Below are 19775 nucleotides of genomic sequence, written 5' to 3' on the forward strand. Positions count from 1 at the left end.
CCAACAACCGCCGCTCGCGGCAGGCAGACTTTGGGCGCAACTATGGGGTTCAAAGGGTCAAAACTTGGTTAACCGTGGCTTTTTTCTAAAGGTTAACCAATGGTTTAATGGATGCTTTAACAGGGTGCAGCGAACGGCCACCGAAAAAGCCGCCTGGGCAGTACTTCACTTCGCGGTCGGTTATTTCACCAATGCAAGAAAAACCGGGCTCGCGGGATAGACCATCAAGGCGGCGGCAGCGAGGGCGATGCCGTAGGGAATGCCGGTCTTTTCGTTGTGCAGGCGCTCTATCCAGCCAATCTGCATCAGGGGCGCCGGAAGCATGTAGCGGCGGCCTATGAGAATGAGAAGCGTCAGCGCGCCGCCATAGATCGAAGCATAAAGCAGGAAGGGCAGCATCGGCTCGAACCCGAACCACAGCGCGATGGCCGCTGCGAGCTTGGCGTCGCCGCCGCCGATCCATCCGGCGGCAAAAAAGCCGAAGGTGATGGCGAGCACCAGGGCACCGGCTGCGATGTGCCAGCCGATCTGTGCGATATCGAAGCCCACAACCAGCGCCAGGACAAAAAAGCTCGCCGCCGTCGCCAGCACGAGCTTATTGGAAATGCGCATGGTCAGAAGGTCAGAAAAGGCCGCGAAGGCCATGAGGGCGGGGAAGACAAATAGCAGAGCCCAAGCCACGTGCAATCGGGTCCGTCAACCAAATGAAATATTCGAGAAATACTCGGGAATTCTTCCAAATAAGCCGCCGACCGGCGTATTAATCAGCGAAACCGCAGCCAGAACTATGATCGACAGCAACGCTGCGATAAGGCCATACTCTATGGCTGTTGCGCCAGATTCATCTGCCAACATCCTTTTCACGGCTCTACCGAACATGAAGCGCCCCCTCAAACGGTTTGCAAGCTCTACGCAGACCCTAGGGTTGTGGAGTGAATTTGCCGTTAATATCAAACCCAATATATACAATAAAAAGGGGGGGCAATGCCCCCCTTCTCGACTGCACGCAAATGCGCACTTAGCCGCCGGTACCAGCGCCGGTCAGCGTGTTGCCGATATTCTGGAATGCCTGCTGGAGGGGTCCCCCAATCAAACCGATAGCGGTGATCACTACCACAGCCATCAAAGCCGCGATAAGACCATACTCAATCGCGGTTGCACCGGATTCGTCAGCGGCAAACTTCTTGAAGAGATTCATAACTTGCTCCTTGTTCGTGCGTCCATGAAGTGACTGCATCGTTCGACGCGTCACACATCGAACTCGGGCATGACGCTAGACTTGAGCCGTTGAAATTGAGTTAATCGAAAGCCCCAAAACTGTTGCTCTCAGGCCAATAATTCCTATGATTATTAAGTCGTTACGGCGATAGATAAAGTTGAATGAATTGCCGACCTTGAGCCTTAACTGGCGCTCTTTCCAGCCGAGACGAAACGTTGCGACCGTTCTCCGGTTCCACGCCCATGGGATAATTGCCCCAGGTGCAAACGGCTGCCGCCTGCTCATTTGCCAAATATAAACCATTGCCCGCCATCATCGGGTAACCATAGCGGGGTTGCCCGCGTATCCACGGGAATAAGTCATGCCGCGTTTCGTTCGCAGTGCGTTAATAGCCGCAAGCCTTGCCTTACCAGCCCTGGGAGGCGTCGGCCCGGTTGTGGCCAACGAGGAAACGACGCTCGTTTCGGTTAATGCCAATATGGCCCGCGTCCTGCGCCTTTCAGCTCCCGCGGCGACGGTCATCATCGGTAACCCCGCGGTTGCCGACGTCACCATCCAGGATCCGCAGACGCTGGTATTGACCGGCAAGAGCTATGGGCGGACCAACATGATCATTCTCGACAGCCGGGGCGACCCGATTGCCGATACCATCGTCGAGGTGACCCAGCTGGTTAGCGATACTGTGACCGTCTTCATGGGGAGCCAGCGCACCTCGCTTTCGTGCGCACCGGCCTGCCAGCCCACGATAACGCTTGGCGACGACGGCAGCTACACCTCGACCGTCATCATGTCGAGCTCGATGGTGAACGACGCAGCGCGGTAGAACGGCTTTCACAAGTCCTGCAATCTCATACGTTCACTTCGTCGGCCTTCACCCGAACGGCGAAGACGAAAGCGAGGCTGCTTGCTTAATAGTAGTGACAGACAAGCATTCTGGCGCCGTACTTAACTCCGGATTCACCCTTCCCCTAATTAGGCCGCACTTTAGGAATTGGTCTAAGGGTGCATTAGGGTAGCCGTGCTTAAAGTCTTCCCGGTTTTCGGACAATCGTTACCGGCTGTGGACGCAAATGAAATCGGCGCATCGTTCCCCCCTTTCGCTGGCGAGGCTTTTTGCGCGACGCGTGATGCGCGCCGATGGCGGCGCCACCGCGGTCGAGTTCGGCCTCCTCGCGCCCATCTTTTTCGCCATTATCGGAGCCGCGATGGAGACCGCACTGGTCTTTTTCGCCGGACAGGCGCTCGACAGCGCGGTCCACGATTCCTCGCGCCTCATTCGCACCGGGCAGGTACACCAGCAAGCATTGTCGGCCAGTCAGTATCGGGCCGATATCTGCGGGCGGCTTCTCGGCATGTTCGATTGCAACCAGTTGCGCATAACGGTTCGGGAGATTCAGGCGTTCACCAATTTCTCCACCGGCAATCCGCTGGACGCGGAAAGCGGGGAGTGGAGCATTCAGGAACAATACCAGCCCGGCACGGGGGGCAGCATTGTCGTCGTCGAAGCCTATTACAAGTGGCCCACGATCATTGCTGTTCCGGGCCTGATGACCGGGGTGACCGCCGATGGAAAGCGGTTGCTCGCCTCAGCGCGCGTGTTCCGCAACGAACCCTTCACCTTCCCCGCGCCGCCCCCCGGCAATTCATGAGGGTGGCGATGTCGATGTTCCGCGTTCGTTTCCGCAAATTGCTTGCCCTCCTCCAGCGCTCGGAGAAGGGTGTCGCAGCGGTGGAATTCGCCCTGGTTGTCCCGGTGCTCCTCGTCCTCTATCTCGGTTCGGTCGACATTTCCCAAGGGATACAGGCCGATCGCAAGCTAGCCTCGGTGGCGGGCACGTTGGGCGATCTCGTCGCGCAAACGCGGACCACGTTGCCGGTTTCGACGCTGAACGACTATTTCTCGGCCAGCCAGGCGATCATGCTGCCGTTCGACGGCAGCCAGACTTCGATGCTGCTGACCATCGTCTACGTCGATGCGGATGGCACGGCACGGGTACGAACCAGCCGTGGCGCAAACGGTGCCACCCCGCAAAGCCAGAACGCGACCTACCCACTCCCCGCCGAAATCACCAATCTGGCGCGCGACAACTATGTGGTCGTCTCGGAGGCCTGGTACACCTACCATCCGGTGGTCGGCTATGTGATCACCACCGATATCCAGCTCTATAAGCAGTTCTTCTATATCCCGCGCTTCGGCCAGGAGATCGTCATACAATAACAGGCGGCGAGGCCTGGCGCCCTCATCGAAGCCCCAGCGTGGCGAGGGCGGTAGCACGATCGGGACGTTTCCGCCCGAGGCTTTCAGCAATTGCTGCAATCGTCGCGACACTTTCGGCGTTGTCCCGCGGTGGCGCCCCGTCAGGCTTTTCGATAGAGTTCTCGAAACCCACCCTGGCGTGGCCGCCGAACGCGAGGCTGCAGCCGAGGCCGGCGATTTCTCCGCGGCCGAATGCGCAGGTCATGAACGGTCCCACCGCGTCTCCTGCCTCTCGCATTGCTGCTAGAAACGGCACAAGATCGCCGGGTGCGCTCTGCTGGTCTGTTGTATAGCGCCCAAGCACCAACAGTATCGACTGCTCCCGCCCCGGCACGATGCCGCGCGCAACGAAATCTGCGAGCCGTGTCAGTTCCCCCGGCGCGTAAAGGATATGCTGGACGGCTACGGCCCGCTCACTGCACCTGGCATAAAACGCCGCCGCTTGGCTTTCCTCGCTTACATCCGGGAGCATTTCCCGTAGCGCAACGGAGACCGCTTCGGGCCGGGCTGCATCGACCACCGCGCGTTGCTCGGCTGGCGAATAGCGGCCAACGGCTTCGGTGGTTATCTGTACGACCATATCGGGACCGGCTTGGCGCGCGATTGCGGCCATCAGTTCACGGTAGCCATCGGCATCGAGGATATGCGCCCCATCTCGGTCACGCAAATGCGCATGGATGGCGTCGGCCCCAGCCTCCCGGCACTCAGCCGCAACCCGCGCCGTTTCTGCAATGGTCAGGGGGATTGCCTCGTGGTCGGCCTTGGTGCGGCGCGCACCGTTGGGGGCGACCATGATGAGGGCGGGAGCGCTCATGCAGACGCAAAGGCCGTTTTAAGCGTCTTGTCGAGTTTTTCGGCCAATTCGCCGATCTGCTCGTCCGTTATGATGAAGGGCGGTGCGAGCAGGATATGGTCGCCGTTTTCCCCATCGATAGTGCCGCTCATGGGATAGCACATCAGACCGTTGCTCATCGCCTGGGCCTTGATCCGCGCGGCAATGCGTTCAGCGGGGGGAAAGGCCGTCTTGCTCTGGCGATCTTGGACGAGCTCAAGGCCGATGAACAATCCTCTGCCACGAATGTCTCCGACGAATGGATGCTGCCCGAAATCTGCGCGCAGGCGATCCATCAGAGCGGCACCCCGCTTTCGCACCTGCGCCAGCATATGCGGATCGGCAATCTTGTCCAGCACCGCACCAGCCGCCGCTGTCGCCACAGGATGGCCGATATAGGTGTGGCCATGCTGGAAAAACCCGGTACCAGCCTCGATGGCGTCATAGATATTTCCGGCAACAAGCAACGCGCCGATGGGCTGGTAACCCGCGCCCAGCCCCTTGGCGATGGCGATCATGTCGGGAACAACCTTGTCCTGCTCGCAGGCGAACAGCGTTCCCGTCCGCCCCATGCCGCACATCACCTCGTCGAGAATCAGGAGCACGCCGTATTTGTCGCAAACGGCCCTGATCTTTTTGAAGTAGCTTTCGACCGGCGGGACGGCGCCCATGGTTGCGCCCACCACCGGTTCGGCAAGAAATGCCGCAACGGTGTCTGGACCCAATTCGAGAATTTTTTCTTCCAGCTCGGCCGCGAGGCGGTCGGCGTAGGCGGCCTCGGTTTCGCCGTCCTCCATATAGCGCCAGGCGTGGCAGGGCGAGACGTGGTGCATGGCCTCGACCATGAAGGGCGCGAACTGCGCTCTGCGCCATCGGTTGCCGCCGGCCGAGAGCGCGCCGAGTGTATTGCCATGATAGCTTTGCCAGCGGGCGATGACGTTCCTGCGCTCGGGCTGGCCGATCTCGAGGAAATATTGGCGCGCGAGCTTTATCGCCGCTTCCATTGCCTCGGACCCGCCAGAGACGAAATAAGCCCTCTCGATCCCCTCTGGCGCCAGGTTTGCCAGTTTGTCGGCAAGGGACTCGGCAGCCTCGGTGGTAAAGAATGCAGTGTGCGCGTAGGCGAGCGTCTCGAGCTGGCGCTTGATCGCAGCAACGACATCGGGATCGGAATGCCCCAGGCACGAGACCGCGGCGCCGCCACAGGCATCGAGATAGCGCTTTCCATCACTATCGATCAGATACGCGCCATCGCCGGCGACGGCCACCGGCAGGTCCGCCTGGGTATGGCGGGGAAAGACGTGACGCGACTTCATCTAGGACAACTCCCCGATTACACGGTTCGTACAGTCGATACCCTCAATCGTCGTTGCGCACCACAAGGACCGAACAGCGCGCGTGGCGGACGACGCGGGCGGCGTTAGGCCCGAGCAGGTAGTCCTCGAGATCGGGACGGCCCGACGACATGACGATCAGGTCGCACTTGGTCTCACGCGCATAGTGGAGGATGATCCTATAGATGACGCCGTGATCGACGATATGGCGGTGCCTGATTTCAGCTGGAATCGCCTTGGCGGTGAAGGCATGGAGGTCGGCATCGGCCTTGGCGACGGCCTTCTTCTCGTGGTCGGCCGGGAAAAATCCACCCACGATCGACATGCCGAAATCGGGTACGACCGTGAGGATATGGAGCTGCGCACCGAACGCGCGGGCGTATTCGACCACCGTTTCGACGGCCTTTTTGTCCTGCTCGATATTGGCGATGTCCACCGCCAGGAGAATATTGGTGTACATGGCTGCTCCTCAGGCGTTGGCCTTGACGGCCCTGGCGCCCTCCTCCTTGGCCTTCCGCCGGCGTTGGACGAAGTAGATGCCGCCCAGCAGAGCTAGGGCCGGGATGAATATGATTTCCTTGGGTGGCCGGGTCTCGTCGGGAACCAGGACCTGGGTAATGTCCATGCCGAATTCGATGCCGACCCGCTCGGCCTGGGACGAAAAGTCGACGGCCATGACCTGGACATTGCCCCCCATTTCCATGACTTCGAGGCCTGCATGGCGAAGTCGCTCTATGGGCGGGGCGTCCGGCCCGAGATTGAGCATCACCGTCTTGGTGACTTCGCCCGAAAGCATCGAGAAGCCCTCGACCTGGAGCCGGATGAATTCGTTGGGGCGCTTGGTCTCGACGATTTCCATGAGTTCGCTGCCTGGCCGAATGTCGTAGGGCGGATCGATCATGTCCATCCAGAAGCCGGGCCGGAACATGGTGAAGGCGACCAGAAGCAGCAGGAGGGATTCATAGATGCGACTGCGCGTGACAAAAAAGCCTTGGGTTGCGGCAGCAAAGACCAGCATCGCGACGAGACCCGAAAGGAAGACGACCGCGAAGGTGAAAAGATCGTCGACGCCGATCAGCAGAAGCTGAGTGTTGAAGATGAAGATGAAGGGCAGGATGATCGTGCGGATGTCGTAGGAAATCGCGACGATACCGGTCCTGATCGGATCGCCGCGCGAGATGGCCGCCGCCGCGTAGGCCGCAAGTCCGACGGGCGGGGTCACATCGGCCATCAGCCCGAAATAGAAGACAAACAGGTGGACCGCAATCAGCGGCACGATAAGGCCCTGCTGGCTGCCCAGTTCCACGATCACCGGCGCCATGAGCGTCGCGACGATGATGTAATTGGCCGTGGTGGGGAGTCCGAGCCCGAGCACGATGCAAATGGCCGCAGTCATCAGCAACATGACGATCAGATTGCCGCCGGAAATGAACTCGACCACCTCGATGAGGACGCCACCGATTCCGGTCTGGGCAACCGTACCCACGATAATGCCTGCCGAGGCCGTCGCAACGCCGATTCCCACCATGTTGCGGGCGCCCTGTGCAAGTCCTTCAATTAATTCGCGGAAGCCCTGGATCAGCGCCGGCACCAGTTCGCGCGACCGGCGGAAGGCGGCGATGATCGGCCGCTGGGTCACAAGGATGAACATGAGGAAGCTGACGGCATAAAAGGCCGAAAGGCCCGGGGAAAGGCGCTCGACGATCAGGGTCCAGACAAGGACGACGACCGGCAGGAGAAAGTGGAGCCCGCTGCGCACGGTGGTGCCGACCTCGGGCAGTTCGAGCACCGGACTGTTGGGATCGTCCAGTTCGAGGTCGGGTTCACGGGCGGCCACCCAGAGCAGACCCACATAGGCGGCGAGAACGCCGATCGCCACCATCCAGCTTGCCGCCGGCCCAAAGACCGTGCGCGTCCAGCCGATACCGTAATAGACGGCTCCGGCGAGAATGATGATGCTTGCAACCGTAATGCCGAAGTTGATGGCGCTGCGGGCAAATGTCGTCGGATGACGGCGTGGCAGACCCTCAAGCCCGTCTTTGAGCGATTCGAGGTGAACAAGATAGATAAGCCCGATATAGGCGAGAACAGCGGGCAGGAAGGCGTGACGGATGACCTCGAAATAGGGGATGCCGACATATTCGACCATCAGGAACGCCGCGGCGCCCATGACCGGAGGCATGATCTGGCCGTTTGTCGAGGCGGCAACCTCCACGGCCCCTGCCCGTTCGGGCGGAAAGCCGACGCGCTTCATCAAGGGAATGGTGAAAGTCCCCGTGGTCACGACATTGGCGATGGACGAGCCCGAAATAAGCCCGGTCATGCCCGAGGCGACCACGGCCGCCTTTGCCGGGCCACCGCGCAGATGCCCTAAAAGGGAAAACGCGACCTTGATGAAATAATTGCCGGCTCCAGCCCTGTCGAGCAATGCGCCGAAAAGGACGAAGAGGAACACAAAGCTGGTCGAAACCCCGAGCGCGATGCCGAAAACGCCTTCGGCCGTCAGCCATTGCTGGCTCATCACGCGCTGGAAGGAAGCGCCGCGGTGGGCGATCATGTCCGGCATATAGGGGCCGGCAAAAGTGTAAAAAAGAAAGATCACGGCAATGACCAGCAGAGCAGGGCCCAAGGCGCGCCGCGTCGCTTCGAGCAGGAGCACCAGGCCCATGCCGGCAATGACGAGATCGAAGAGTTGAGGCGCGCCGGGGCGGCGCGCCAGATCATGATAGAAGATATAGAGGTAAGCGGCCGCGAACGCCGCGCCGAAAGCCAGAATCCAGTCGACAGCCGGCACCCTGTGGAGGGGGGCGGGCCGCGCAGCGGCATAAGCGGCGAGTGCCGTTGCGCCTGCCATGACGGCAAACGCGACCCATTGGGGATTACCCGCTAGTCCCTGATTGCCGGCGAAGACTGCGAGAGCCAGGGCCACGATCCCATAGATTATCGCAAAGACAGGGATCGCTGCGGTGCGCTTGACGATTCCTGGATAAGCCGTGAAGGCCAGAAACAATGCGAAGGCGAGATGGATCGAGCGCGCCTGCGTATCGTTGAAAATCAGGAAATTGAAGGCGAAGGGGAGAGGGGAAACGTACCAGAGCTGGAACAGCGACCACGCAAGAGCGACGCCGAACAGCATTTTTGCGGGAAATCCCTCCGGCGCCCGCGCGCCGGTATCGGCTGCTGCTACGAGATCCTCCGGACTTGCCGTTTGCCCGGAGTCTTTTTCACTGATCGCGCTCATCGCCTTCCCCTCGGATTCCAAACGGATGGCAGGGCGGTCCAGGCCGCCCTGCCATAAAGGCGTGGCCGATTACATCAGGCCGGCTTCCTCGTAATAGCGTACCGCTCCATCATGAAGCGGGGCAGAGTTGCCCGTTGTAACCATCGTTTCCCTTTCGAGAACCCCAAAGGCCGGATGGAGCGCTGTGAACTCGTCGAAGTTCTCAAAAACCGCCCTTACCACCTGATAGACGACCTCGTCGGAGGTATTGGTCGACGATACGACCGTGGCACCCACGCCGAAGGTGTGAACGTCCTCGCTGTTGTTATACATTCCGGCGGGGATGGTGGCGTGGAAGTAGTAGGGGTTATCTTCCACCAGGCGGTCGATGATGTCGCCTGTCACATTGACGAGGACGGCGTCGCAGGTCGCTATGGGCTCGGAAATCGAACCCGAAGGGTGGCCAACGGTAAAGACGAAGGCATCGAACCTGTTGTCGCACAGCGCCTGGGCCTGCTCGCGCGAAGGCAATTCGGCGGCCAGCGCGAAGTCGTCTGCGGTCCAGCCGTATTCGGCCATCAGCAGTTCCATCGTATTGCGCTGACCCGAACCGGGGTTGCCGAGGTTCACGCGCTTGCCCAGCAGATCCTCGAAATTGGTAATGCCGGCATCGGCACGAGCCACGACGGTAAAGGGCTCGGGATGAAGCGAGAACATGGCGCGCAGGTCTTCATAGGGACCGGCATCGGCGAACTGCTCGATTCCATGGAGCGAATTGTATTGCACGTCCGATTGAACGACGCCCATATCGAGCTCGCCCTCACGAATGGTATTGAGGTTGAACACCGAGCCGCCCGTCGATTCCGCCGAGCAGCGGATGCCGTGTTCGGAGCGCCCCTGGTTCACGAGGCGGCAAATCGAGCCGCCCGCAGGGTAATAAACACCGGTCACCCCGCCAGTGCCGATGGTCACGAACTGCTGTTGGCCCAAAGACGGAGCCGCGGAAAAGGCCAGCATGGCGCCGGCCGCGGCTACAACAGCGGCAGTCTTGGTTCCCATACGCTTGAGATGTGTGCTCACGTTATTCTCCCTGGTGCTTTTGTTGTGCATGACGATAGCCATGAGAATATTGCATATTTTCAGGAAGACGTCCTACGGATCAACCCCAAAATGGAAAAACGTGCTCATGCGCGCGGCCGCAAGGCCACGTGCATGAAATTCACCGGTAGGGTGCGATCAGGCCGGAAGCAAGGTTTCCTCGCGCCGGGCGAGGCGCACCAGCGCTTTTTGCAAGAGGATGAAGGCCAGGACCAGCAGCCCGATAACGATCTTGGTCCACCAGCTCGAAAGCGTGCCGTCGAAGACGATATAGACCTGGATCAGCCCCATGGTCAGGACGCCGATAAAGGTGCCGAACATGTAGCCCGCCCCGCCCGTCAGGAGCGTGCCGCCGATGACGACGGCCGCGATCGCCGTCAGCTCGGTGCCGACGGTGGCCAGCGAATAGCCCGAGCCGGTATAGATCGAGAAGACGATCCCCGAGAGCCCGGCCATCAGGCCGGAAAAGGCGTAGATCATCACGGTGACGCGGCCCTTGCGGATGCCCATCAGCCGTGCGGTCGCTTCCCCGCCGCCAAAGGCATAGACGGCCGTGCCGAAGCGCGTCTTGTGGACGATCAAAATGCCGGCGATGAATACGAGGATCATCAGGAAACCGATAAGCGTCAGCCGCCCGCGCCCCGGCAGGGCAATGTAGGACTGCAAGAGGCCATAGAATTCGTGCTGGATCGGCACCGAGTCGATCGAGAGCATATAGGCGGCACCGCGTGCGAGGAACATTCCCGCCAACGTCACAATGAAGGCGGGCATGGCGAGAGCATGGATCAGCCCACCCATCGCTGCCCCGAACAGGGTGGTGATCGCGAGCAGCATGGCAAAGACGATCATCGGGTGAAGGCCGGTATCGCGCAACACGACGGCAATAAAGACGCCGGAAAACGCGATAACCGAGCCCACCGAGAGATCAATCCCGCCCGAAAGAATGACCACCGTCATCCCGACCGCAACGATACCGAGATAGGCGTTGTCGGTCAGAAGATTGCCCAGCACCCGGGTCGAGAACATATTGGGAAACTGGATAAAGCAGATCAGGAGAGCGAGCAGAAAGATCGCGATGGTGGCGAAAAGCGGCAGGAGACGCGGGTTTCTCATGGCTTTGGCTTTCCGGTTTGTTGCACTTGCTCCGAGGGCCGGCGCGTGGGCAGCGCTCCGCGCAGGAAGGCGAAGTGCGTGACGAGATTCGGCGACTGCAGCACAAGGATCACGACGACCAGCGCGGCCTTGATGACGAGGTTGTATTCGGGCGGAAACCCGCCGAGCAGGATGCCGGCATTGATGGTCTGAATGATCAGCGCCCCGATCACCGAAGCGGCGATCGAGAAACGGCCGCCGAGCAACGAGTTGCCACCGATAACCACGGCCAGAATGGCGTCGAGTTCGAGCCAGAGACCGGCGTTGTTGGCGTCGGCTCCGCGGATGTCGGCGGTGACCACCAACCCGGCCAGTGCCGCACAGAAGCCCGACGCAGCGTAGACCGCGATGAGCAGCACCCTGGCGTTGACCCCCGAAAGCGCGCTGGCGCGGCGGTTTATGCCCACGGCCTCGATGAGCATCCCGAGCGCAGTGCGCCGCAAGAGGAGCGCCATCAGCACGCCGGTCGCCAGCCACAGCCAGACGGGAACCGGCAGTCCGAACAAGGTGCCCGATCCGATCCAGCCGAAGCTGGGATCGGTAAAGGTCAGGATGCGTCCTTCGGTTATGAGCTGGGCGATGCCGCGCCCGGCGGTCATCAGGATGAGCGTGGCAACAAAGGGCTGGATGCCGACCATCGAGACCAGGACCCCGTTCCAGAGCCCGCAGGCAATCCCGGCGGAAAGCGCGATGACGAGGGCCGGCCCGAGCCCGTATCCGGCGCTCACGGCCCAGGCCGCCGAAGCGCCACAGATGGCGATGATGGCGCCCACAGAAAGGTCGATCCCCTTGGTGGCGATCACCAGGGTCATGCCGATGGCGAGGAGCGCCACAGGAGCGCTGCGCTTGGCGACATCGACCAAGGGCCCCACGAGACGCCCATCGACCATCGAGAGGTTGAGAAACGAGGGAAATATGAAGGTAATCAGAATGATCAGCGCAACGAGGGTGCTCAGTTGCGGCGCGATGCGTTTCAGGGTTGGCACCATCATGCCGTCGCCTCCTTTGCGGTCCCGGGCGCGGCGATGGCACGCACGATGGTGTCAGCCGTCATGTCGGCTCCGGTCAGTTCGGCCACATGCCGCCGGTCGCGCACCACGATGATGCGGTCCGAAGCTGCCACCAGTTCCTCAAGTTCTGAGGAAATGACGAGCAACGACATGCCCTGGGCGTTCAGCTCGCGGATCAGGCGCAAAATTTCGGCATGCGCGCCGACGTCGATGCCACGGGTCGGTTCATCGAGAATGAGAAAGCGAGGATTCATGGCCAGCCAGCGCGCAAGGATAACCTTTTGCTGGTTGCCGCCCGAAAGCTCGCCGATCATCTTTTCGCGCCCCGTCGTGCGGATATCGAGGCGGCGGATATAGTCGTCGGCCAGCCGGTTCTGCTCGGCGCGTGGGATGGGGCGCATCCAGCCCTTGCTCGCCTGCAACGCAAGAACGATGTTCTCGCGGATCGTCAGGTCGGCAACGATGCCGTCCGTCTTGCGGTCCTCGGGAGCAAAGCCGAAACCCGCCGCAATGGCGGCCCGCGGATTGCGGATATTGATCGGGCCATTGGCGTCGCGCGCTTCGCCGGTCAGGGCGACCCTGACCCCATATAACAGTTCGGCGCTCTCGGTGCGGCCGGAGCCGAGCAGGCCGGCGAGCCCCACAACTTCGCCCTCGTGGATGTCGAGATCGAATGGTTCGATCATCCCCTGGCGTCCGATGCCGCGGAAACTGAAGGCGAGGGGACGGACAGGCTGCTCGTCCGCATGGGCCGCCATCTGGGCCTCGACCTCATGTTCGAGCGCGTGGCCGAGCATGTGCTCAATCAGTTTGACCCGATCGAGTTCGGCTGTCTTTTCGGTGATGATCTTGCGCCCGTTGCGCAGGACCGTGATACGGTCGGAGATCGCGAAGACCTGATCCAGAAAATGCGAAATGAAGATGATTCCGAGCCCTCGGCTGCGCAGGTCTCGCACGACCTTGAACAGCATTTCGACTTCGCGCGCATCAAGGCTCGCGGTGGGCTCATCAAGGATCAATACCTTGCCCGAAAGCGACACGGCGCGCGCAATGGCAACGATCTGCTGGATGGCGACCGAATAGCTCGACAGGTCGCGATTGACGTCGATATCGAGGCCATAGCCTTCGATCATTTCTCGCGCCATCCGGGTGCGGGCGCGCGCATCGACGAGCCCGAAACGGGTCGGTTCGCGGCCGAAAGTCAGGTTCTGCGCCACAGTGAGATTGGGCAGGAGGTTCACTTCCTGATAGACGGTGCCGATGCCCAGATCCTGCGCTTGCGAGGTCGAACGCGGATCAATGGGCTGGTCGTCCAGCGCGATCTCGCCCGCATCGCGGTGATAGGCGCCAGTCAGACATTTGATGAGGGTCGATTTGCCCGCGCCATTCTCGCCCAGAAGAGCGTGGACTTCTCCGGCTGCCAGATCGAAATCGACAGCATCGAGCGCCCTTGCGCCAAGGAACGACTTGGACAGGCCTTTTACGGTCAGCAGCACGGGGCAGGACCTTTCGGATTTACAAGTATTGGTGGACGCGGGCGGCTGCGCCCGCGTCCTTTGGGCTCAAATCAGTAGCCGAGATCCTTGCGGCGGTCATATTCACCCTGCGGATCGTCGTCCTGGGTGTAAAGGGCCGATTCGGTCTGGATGAATTTGGGCGGCATGGTGCCATCGGCCCAATAGGCTTCAAGGGCATCGAATGCCGGACCGGCCATGTTGGGGGTCAGTTCGACAGTCGCGTTGGCTTCGCCTGCCGCCATGGCAAGGAAGATATCGGGCACGGCATCGATCGAGACGACGAGGATATCGGTGCCGGGGTTGAGACCGGCTTCCTTGATCGCCTGGATGGCGCCGACGGCCATATCGTCATTGTGGGCATAGACCGCACAGATATCGGCCCCGCCGCCTTCGGCCTGCAGGAACCCTTCCATGACGCTCTTGCCGCCCGAACGGGTGAAGTCGCCGGTCTGGCTGCGCACGATTTCGACATTGGCATGATCGGCAATGGCCTGTTCGAAGCCGTTCTTGCGATCGATGGCCGGGCTCGAGCCAGTGGTGCCCTGAAGCTCGACCACGCGGCAATCTTCGCCAGCAACGGTATCGACCAGCCATTCGCCGGCCACATAGCCCTCATGGACGAGGTCGGAGCCGACGGCGGTGAGGTAGAGATCGTCGGAGCTGTCGACCATGCGGTCGAGCAGAATGACCGGGATTTCGGCCTCGGCCGCTTCCTGGAGCACCGCGTCCCAGCCGGTCGCAACGACCGGTGCGAGCAGGATGGCGTCCACATCCTGTGCGATGAACGAACGGATGGCGGCAATCTGGTTTTCCTGGCGCTGCTGGGCGTCGGAGAAGCGCAGATCATAACCGCGTTCTTCAGCCTGCATGCGGGTCAGCGTGGTTTCGGCAGCGCGCCAGCCCGATTCCGAACCGATCTGGGAAAAGCCGATTACCTGTGCATGGGCACCGCCCGCAGACAGGGCCACAAGGGCCGTAGTGGCCAGAAGTGTCTTATAGGTCATAATATTCCTCCCTAGGGTTGACCGTTGACAACACTTGTCATGAAGGGAAGGTGCGCTAGGGCACCGTCCCGCTTGCTTTGATCCTTCCGGCCCGTCGCTCTGTGGGCGGGGAGAACCAAACCGTCCGGCAAACCAGCCGGGACGTTCCTGAAAGTCCGAGGGCGGCGCTCATTGCGCCGCGCTCCATTCGAAAGGCTCGACGCTGTTGCGGCGTCCGAGGGTCAGCGCGTCGGCAACGTGGATCATGGGAGAAAGGTCGACGTCCGATCGCCCCTCCTCTACGAGCCTCGTCATATGGGCATAGAGTGCGGGGTATTCCCCCATGATGGAATCGTCGCCCTCGACGGCGCGTCCATCAATTTCGAGTACGTTGCCGCCCATGCGCAGAACCAGGGTCCCGGCATCGGTCGCAATCGTGATATCCCATGTCTGGGGGCCTTCCTGGCGCCAATCGAAATCGGCGCTGGCATTGCCCGTGAAGGTCAGCCGGGCAGCAATCGGGGTCTGTCGGTTAGCCGGGAAATCGAGCTCGGCGGCGGTCAGATGAACCGACAGAGGCAGGATTTCGGTCAAGATCGAGAGTGCGTTGACGCCCGGATCGAAAACCCCCATCCCGCCGGGCTCGAACACCCAATCCTGTCCCGGATGCCAGTGGCGGACGTCTTCGCGCCAAACGATCGCCGCCGACCGGACGGTCTTGCCCGCCAGCCAAGACTTTGCCGCGGCAACGCCCTTGGCCATGCGCGAGTGCCAGGTCGCAAATAGGGTCAAGCCGTTGCTGGCTGCAATCTTTTCGAGAGCGTGCACTTCGGCGAGCGTCGCACCGGGAGGCTTTTCGAGCATCACGTGACGGCCCGCTTCGAGCGCCATGCGCGCGTAATCGAACCGGGGGACTGGCGGCATGGCCAGCGATACGACCTCGATATCGGGCCGTTCGGACAGAAGCGCGGAAAAATCGGTATAGCCGGGCACGCCCTCGACGCGTCCATGGCGTGAAAAGGTCGCCGCCAGATCCCAGTCGCCCGAGGCCTTGAGCGCGGGGACGTGCTGGTCGATGGCGATCTTGCCGATGCCTGCAAGTGCGAGTTTCATCAGTGGCTGTCCCTTCCAACGTCGCGGCCGCGTTTGCCGCGCAGGAAATCAAGATCGGCTCCGGTATCGGCGCCCTGGACATGCTGTTGATGGAGCCAGGCATAGCCGGAAGCCGGAACCTCGTGGGTCGGGGTCCATTGCGCCAGGCGCGCGGCCAACTCCTCATCGGAGATATCGAGATGTATCCGGCGCGCCTGGACGTCGATCTCAATCATGTCGCCCGAACGCACGACGGCCAGCGGGCCCCCGGCGGCGGCTTCGGGCGTAGTGTGGAGCACGACCGTGCCGTATGCCGTGCCCGACATGCGTGCATCGGAAATGCGCACCATGTCGGTGATGCCCTTGCGCAGCACCTTGGGCGGGAGGCCCATGTTCCCGACCTCGGACATGCCCGGATAGCCCTTGGGGCCGCAATTCTTGAGGACCATGATGCAGGTCTCGTCGATATCGAGCGCTTCGTCCTCGATGCGCGCCTTGTAGTCGTCGATATCCTCGAAAACCACCGCCCTGCCGCGATGCTTCATGAGATGCGGGGAAGCGGCAGAGGGCTTGAGCACCGCGCCCTTGGGAGCAAGGTTGCCCTTAAGGACGACGACACCTCCCGACTGGGTCAACGCCTTGTCCGCGGGAAGGATTACATCCTCGTTCCAGTTCCTGACGTCCTTGATCTCATCCCAGATCGTCGTGCCCGAAACGGTCAGCGCGTCCTTGTGCAGGATGCCCGCCTCTCCCAGCCGCTTGAGAACGACGGGCAGGCCCCCTGCATAGAAGAACTCTTCCATGAGGTATTTGCCCGAGGGCTGGAGGTTGACGATGGTCGGCACGTCGCGTCCGAGCCGGTCCCAGTCGTCGAGCGTCAGATCGATGCCCACCCGCCCGGCAATCGCGAGAATATGGATGACGGCATTGGTCGAACCGCCGATCGCGGCATTTGTACGGATGGCGTTTTCAAATGCCTCCCGGGTCATGACGTCGGACGGCTTCAGGTCATCCTTGACCATCTGGACGATGCGCCGGCCCGTCAGCTGCGCCATCACACGCCGCCGGGCATCGACGGCGGGAATGGCCGCATTGCCCGAAAGCGCCATGCCGAGCGCCTCGGCCATCGAGGCCATTGTCGACGCCGTGCCCATGGTATTGCAGGACCCCGCCGAACGCGTAACGGCGGCCTCGGCCTCCAGAAATTCGTACTGGGACATTTCTCCGGCCTTGACCGCTTCGGAGAACTGCCAAAGATGGGTGCCGGCGCCCACGGGCTTGCCGCGCCACCAGCCATTGAGCATCGGGCCGCCCGAAACGACGATCGAGGGGATATCGGTCGAGGCCGCAGCCATCAGAAGCGAGGGCGTGGTCTTGTCGCAGCCGACCATCAGCACCGCGCCGTCGATGGGCTGGCCGCGCATGGCTTCTTCCACCGCCATTGCCGCAAGGTTGCGGAACATCATCGCGGTGGGGCGGAAGGTATTTTCCGAGGCCGAGAACACCGGCACTTCGAGCGGAAAGCCCCCGGCCTCCCAGATGCCCGCCTTCACCTTTTCAGCAAGTTCATTGAGGTGCCCATTGCAGGGCGTCAGCTCTGACCATGTATTGAGGATGCCGATCACCGGGCGCCCATCGAAGAGGTCGTCCGGGTAGCCTTGATTCTTGAGCCAGCCGCGGTGATAAATCGTATCGCGCGAGGTACCGCCATACCAATGCTGTGAGCGGAGCTTGCGGGGCCAGGGAGCGGGTGTGAACGGCATGTGCGCTATGTCCTCCCGCCTTAAAGGGTCCGGACCCGCGCGACGCCGGTATCGTCGGCGCGCTCGAGTGGATTGACCAGCGGCAGGCCGAAGGGCGCCGCCTCGATTTCGAAAACGTCACCGGGTTCGGTCTTGATACCGTCGGCAAAGCTCAAGGTCGCGGTGCCGAACATATGGATGTGCACATCGCCGGGCTGACGGAAGATCGGATATTTGAAATGGTGGTGTTCGAGATTGGCGAGAGCATGGGACATGTTCGCTTCGCCAGAAACAAACGGTTTTTCCCAGATCACCTGATCCTTGCGACGGATGCGGGAAGTGCCCTCGACGCTTTGCGGGAGATCGCCCACGAGTATTTCGGGACCGAAGGCCGCCATCCGCAGCTTTGAATGCGCCAGCCAGAGATAGTTGACGCGCTCGGTCACGTGATCGGAAAATTCGTTGGCCAGCGCCCAACCGACCCGGCACGGCGTGCCGTCCGAAGCGATGATGTAGATACCTGCAATTTCCGGCTCTTCCCCGCCATCTTCGGCGAAGCCGGGCATGGTGAGTGGAGCGCCGGGCGCCGCCAGGGCGTACCCGTTGCCCTTGTAGAACCATTCAGGCTGTGCACCGGGGAGCGCTGCGGGCTTGCCACCTTCGAGACCCATGCGAAACATGCGCATGGAATCGGTAAGGGTCTCCTCGGCCGCATTCGCCTTTGCGTGCATGGCATCGCGGGTCGCGGCGGAGCCGAGATGGGTCAGTCCCGTACCCGTCAAATGCAGATGCGCGGGGTCGGGATGGAGGATGGGCGGGAGCAGGCGCCCTTCGCGCGCTTCGGCCTCGATATCGACAGCCTCGCCCAGCCCAATGGCACTTATGGCGTCGGCAAGGCGCAGTTTGCGCTCCGCGCAATCGCGGGCGAATTCGTAAAGCGTTGTGTCCTTGCCGAGTGCATAGGCTTCCGGCCCGTCGCGGACAACAACCTGGGTCCGGCCATCAGCAGTGCGGCGCTGGGAAAGCAGCATCGGCATAGTCCTTCTTAACTTTTCGGCGTGTGGGGGAAATCGTGTGGCAGCGGTCTTCCGGCGTGGAAGCTCGGGCACTCCCGCTTCCAACGACCGTCGACTCACAAAGTCATACTGCCACGACACCTCCCCGGCAACGCTACCTGCAATGACGTGCTCCTTATTTTGGACCATCGCTCCCTGCAGGCGGGTGCACACTGGCTTGACTCATCATGCATAGCAAATATTCCTTTAGCCTCTGAATATACCGAAAGTGATATATCAATGACTCAATGGACGGGACCGGGCGGGCTACAGGATGAGTTTATCCGACGGGGCATGAGGCTTGCTCATTTGCGGTTGCTGGTGGCTCTCGAAAGCACCGGACAGATGTCGGGCGCCGCCTCGCATCTCGCGATCACCCAGCCCGCAGCGTCCCGGCTCATGGCTGAACTCGAGCGCATCGCCGGCGCGCCTCTTTATACACGTCATGCAAAGGGTGTGTCCCTCACCCTTGCCGGCAAGCTGCTGGCCGAAAAGGCCCATGCGATCCTGCGGCAACTCAACGATGCCAAGGACGAGATCGGCGAACTGGTCGAAGGCGTGCGCGGGCAGGTCCGCATCGGGGCTGTGACCGGGCCGGCGCTCGAGATCGTCCTGCCGGCGCTGCGCGAGATGCGCATTGCCTATCCCGAAATCGAAATTTCGGTCGATGTGGAAACCAGCGACAAGCTGGCGGCGTCCCTGCTTTCACGCGAGCTCGATTTTTACATCGGTCGCCTGCCGGAGCGGTTTGACGGACGAGCCGTGCGGATGCGCCGGATCGGGCCGGAACCGGTGGCCTTCATCGCCCGGCCGGACCATCCGTTGATGCGAAAGAAGCAGGTCACGATTGCCCAGTGCCTGCCTTTCGATTGGGTGATGCAACCGACCGGCGGGCTAATGCGGCGGGAGGTCGAAACCTACCTTCTGGAAAATGGCTACCCGATCCCCCAGCGCATTCTCGGCACCGCCTCGCTGCTGCTGACGCTCGCGATCGTCAGCGAAACCAATGCCGTAGCGCCCGTTGCGCGGTCCGTGGGCGAATTTCATGCGCGGGGCAATGCACTCGGCGGCAATATCGGGCTGCTCGACATCAAGGACCCGATCGCCGTCTCGCCCTATTCGTTCGTCCTGCCGGCGGAAGCAGAGCTCTCCCCCGCGGCGGCCCGCGTGTTTTCGGCGCTCGAGCAGAAGACCATCCATTTGAAACCGTAAAGGTCCTGTCCGACCGTTCTGCCTGTTTCCGACGGACTTGGGCGCAAGGGCG

19 protein-coding genes are annotated in these 19775 nt (G+C 61.5%); 4 read left to right on the forward strand and 15 right to left on the reverse strand.

The window, feature by feature from the left end:
- Positions 1 to 180: 180 nt before the first annotated feature.
- From I2G20_RS11965 to I2G20_RS11975, 3 genes are all read right to left on the reverse strand, one after another.
- Entirely contained in the window at positions 181 to 681 is a 501-nt protein-coding gene (locus tag I2G20_RS11965; protein ID WP_425502638.1) for an A24 family peptidase, read from the reverse strand.
- Between the two features lie 15 nt (positions 682 to 696).
- Positions 697 to 879, reverse strand: coding sequence for a Flp family type IVb pilin (locus I2G20_RS11970; protein WP_196259947.1), 183 nt, complete (start codon positions 877 to 879; stop codon positions 697 to 699).
- Between the two features lie 139 nt (positions 880 to 1018).
- A complete protein-coding gene (locus I2G20_RS11975; RefSeq protein ID WP_196259948.1) occupies positions 1019 to 1198 on the reverse strand; it encodes a Flp family type IVb pilin in 180 nt (59 codons plus the stop codon).
- Between the two features lie 382 nt (positions 1199 to 1580).
- Here I2G20_RS11975 and I2G20_RS11980 point away from each other — a divergent pair, with 382 nt between their 5' ends.
- The 3 genes from I2G20_RS11980 to I2G20_RS11990 all read left to right on the forward strand — a co-directional run bounded on the left by I2G20_RS11980 (position 1581) and on the right by I2G20_RS11990 (position 3437).
- Positions 1581 to 2042, forward strand: coding sequence for a pilus assembly protein N-terminal domain-containing protein (locus tag I2G20_RS11980; protein WP_196259949.1), 462 nt, complete (start codon positions 1581 to 1583; stop codon positions 2040 to 2042).
- 247 nt (positions 2043 to 2289) lie between these two features.
- Positions 2290 to 2868: a TadE/TadG family type IV pilus assembly protein gene (locus I2G20_RS11985; RefSeq protein ID WP_196259950.1), complete on the forward strand. Its 579-nt coding sequence runs from the start codon at positions 2290 to 2292 to the stop codon at positions 2866 to 2868.
- 14 nt (positions 2869 to 2882) lie between these two features.
- Complete coding sequence (locus I2G20_RS11990; protein WP_196259951.1) at positions 2883 to 3437, forward strand: TadE/TadG family type IV pilus assembly protein; 555 nt, start codon at positions 2883 to 2885, stop codon at positions 3435 to 3437.
- 22 nt (positions 3438 to 3459) lie between these two features.
- On the opposite strand, the gene I2G20_RS11995 is transcribed toward I2G20_RS11990, so the two are convergent.
- The 12 genes from I2G20_RS11995 to araD1 form a co-directional block, all read right to left on the reverse strand.
- Complete coding sequence (locus I2G20_RS11995; RefSeq protein WP_196259952.1) at positions 3460 to 4290, reverse strand: beta-keto acid cleavage family enzyme; 831 nt, start codon at positions 4288 to 4290, stop codon at positions 3460 to 3462.
- Positions 4287 to 5624 (reverse strand): aspartate aminotransferase family protein, encoded by a 1338-nt coding sequence (locus I2G20_RS12000; protein ID WP_196259953.1) that lies wholly within the window; start codon positions 5622 to 5624, stop codon positions 4287 to 4289. Before I2G20_RS12000 ends, I2G20_RS11995 begins: the two co-directional genes overlap by 4 nt.
- A 43-nt stretch (positions 5625 to 5667) precedes the next feature.
- The gene (locus tag I2G20_RS12005; RefSeq protein WP_196259954.1) at positions 5668 to 6102 is read right to left on the reverse strand and encodes a universal stress protein; all 435 of its coding nucleotides are present in this window, start codon (positions 6100 to 6102) and stop codon (positions 5668 to 5670) included.
- A 9-nt stretch (positions 6103 to 6111) separates the two neighbouring features.
- Positions 6112 to 8778 carry a TRAP transporter permease gene (locus I2G20_RS12010; protein WP_425502641.1) on the reverse strand — a complete coding sequence of 889 codons (2667 nt, stop codon included), beginning with the start codon at positions 8776 to 8778 and terminating at the stop codon, positions 6112 to 6114.
- Positions 8779 to 8952: 174 nt separating this feature from the next.
- On the reverse strand, positions 8953 to 9921 hold the full coding sequence (locus tag I2G20_RS12015) for a TAXI family TRAP transporter solute-binding subunit (protein ID WP_196260099.1): 969 nt from the start codon (positions 9919 to 9921) through the stop codon (positions 8953 to 8955).
- Positions 9922 to 10098: 177 nt separating this feature from the next.
- The gene (gene yjfF, locus I2G20_RS12020) at positions 10099 to 11073 is read right to left on the reverse strand and encodes a galactofuranose ABC transporter, permease protein YjfF (protein WP_196259956.1); all 975 of its coding nucleotides are present in this window, start codon (positions 11071 to 11073) and stop codon (positions 10099 to 10101) included.
- Positions 11070 to 12101, reverse strand: a complete 1032-nt coding sequence (locus I2G20_RS12025; RefSeq protein WP_196260100.1) for an ABC transporter permease — start codon at positions 12099 to 12101, stop codon at positions 11070 to 11072. The genes yjfF and I2G20_RS12025 overlap by 4 nt, the downstream gene beginning before the upstream one ends.
- Positions 12101 to 13618, reverse strand: coding sequence for an ATP-binding cassette domain-containing protein (locus tag I2G20_RS12030; RefSeq protein WP_196259957.1), 1518 nt, complete (start codon positions 13616 to 13618; stop codon positions 12101 to 12103). Before I2G20_RS12030 ends, I2G20_RS12025 begins: the two co-directional genes overlap by 1 nt.
- Before the next feature lie 71 nt (positions 13619 to 13689).
- Positions 13690 to 14643 (reverse strand): galactofuranose ABC transporter, galactofuranose-binding protein YtfQ, encoded by a 954-nt coding sequence (ytfQ, locus tag I2G20_RS12035; RefSeq protein WP_196259958.1) that lies wholly within the window; start codon positions 14641 to 14643, stop codon positions 13690 to 13692.
- A 168-nt stretch (positions 14644 to 14811) separates the two neighbouring features.
- Complete coding sequence (locus I2G20_RS12040) at positions 14812 to 15735, reverse strand: Gfo/Idh/MocA family protein (protein ID WP_196259959.1); 924 nt, start codon at positions 15733 to 15735, stop codon at positions 14812 to 14814.
- A complete protein-coding gene (gene araD / locus I2G20_RS12045) occupies positions 15735 to 17477 on the reverse strand; it encodes an L-arabinonate dehydratase (RefSeq protein ID WP_196259960.1) in 1743 nt (580 codons plus the stop codon). Before araD ends, I2G20_RS12040 begins: the two co-directional genes overlap by 1 nt.
- 20 nt (positions 17478 to 17497) lie before the next feature.
- Positions 17498 to 18487, reverse strand: coding sequence for an AraD1 family protein (gene araD1, locus I2G20_RS12050; protein WP_196259961.1), 990 nt, complete (start codon positions 18485 to 18487; stop codon positions 17498 to 17500).
- A gap of 318 nt (positions 18488 to 18805) precedes the next feature.
- Here araD1 and I2G20_RS12055 point away from each other — a divergent pair, with 318 nt between their 5' ends.
- On the forward strand, positions 18806 to 19723 hold the full coding sequence (locus I2G20_RS12055) for a LysR family transcriptional regulator (protein ID WP_196259962.1): 918 nt from the start codon (positions 18806 to 18808) through the stop codon (positions 19721 to 19723).
- Positions 19724 to 19775: the final 52 nt, after the last annotated feature.

It is taken from the genome of Pelagibacterium limicola, assembly GCF_015694405.1.
GTDB classification, from domain to species: Bacteria; Pseudomonadota; Alphaproteobacteria; order Rhizobiales; family Devosiaceae; genus Pelagibacterium; species Pelagibacterium limicola.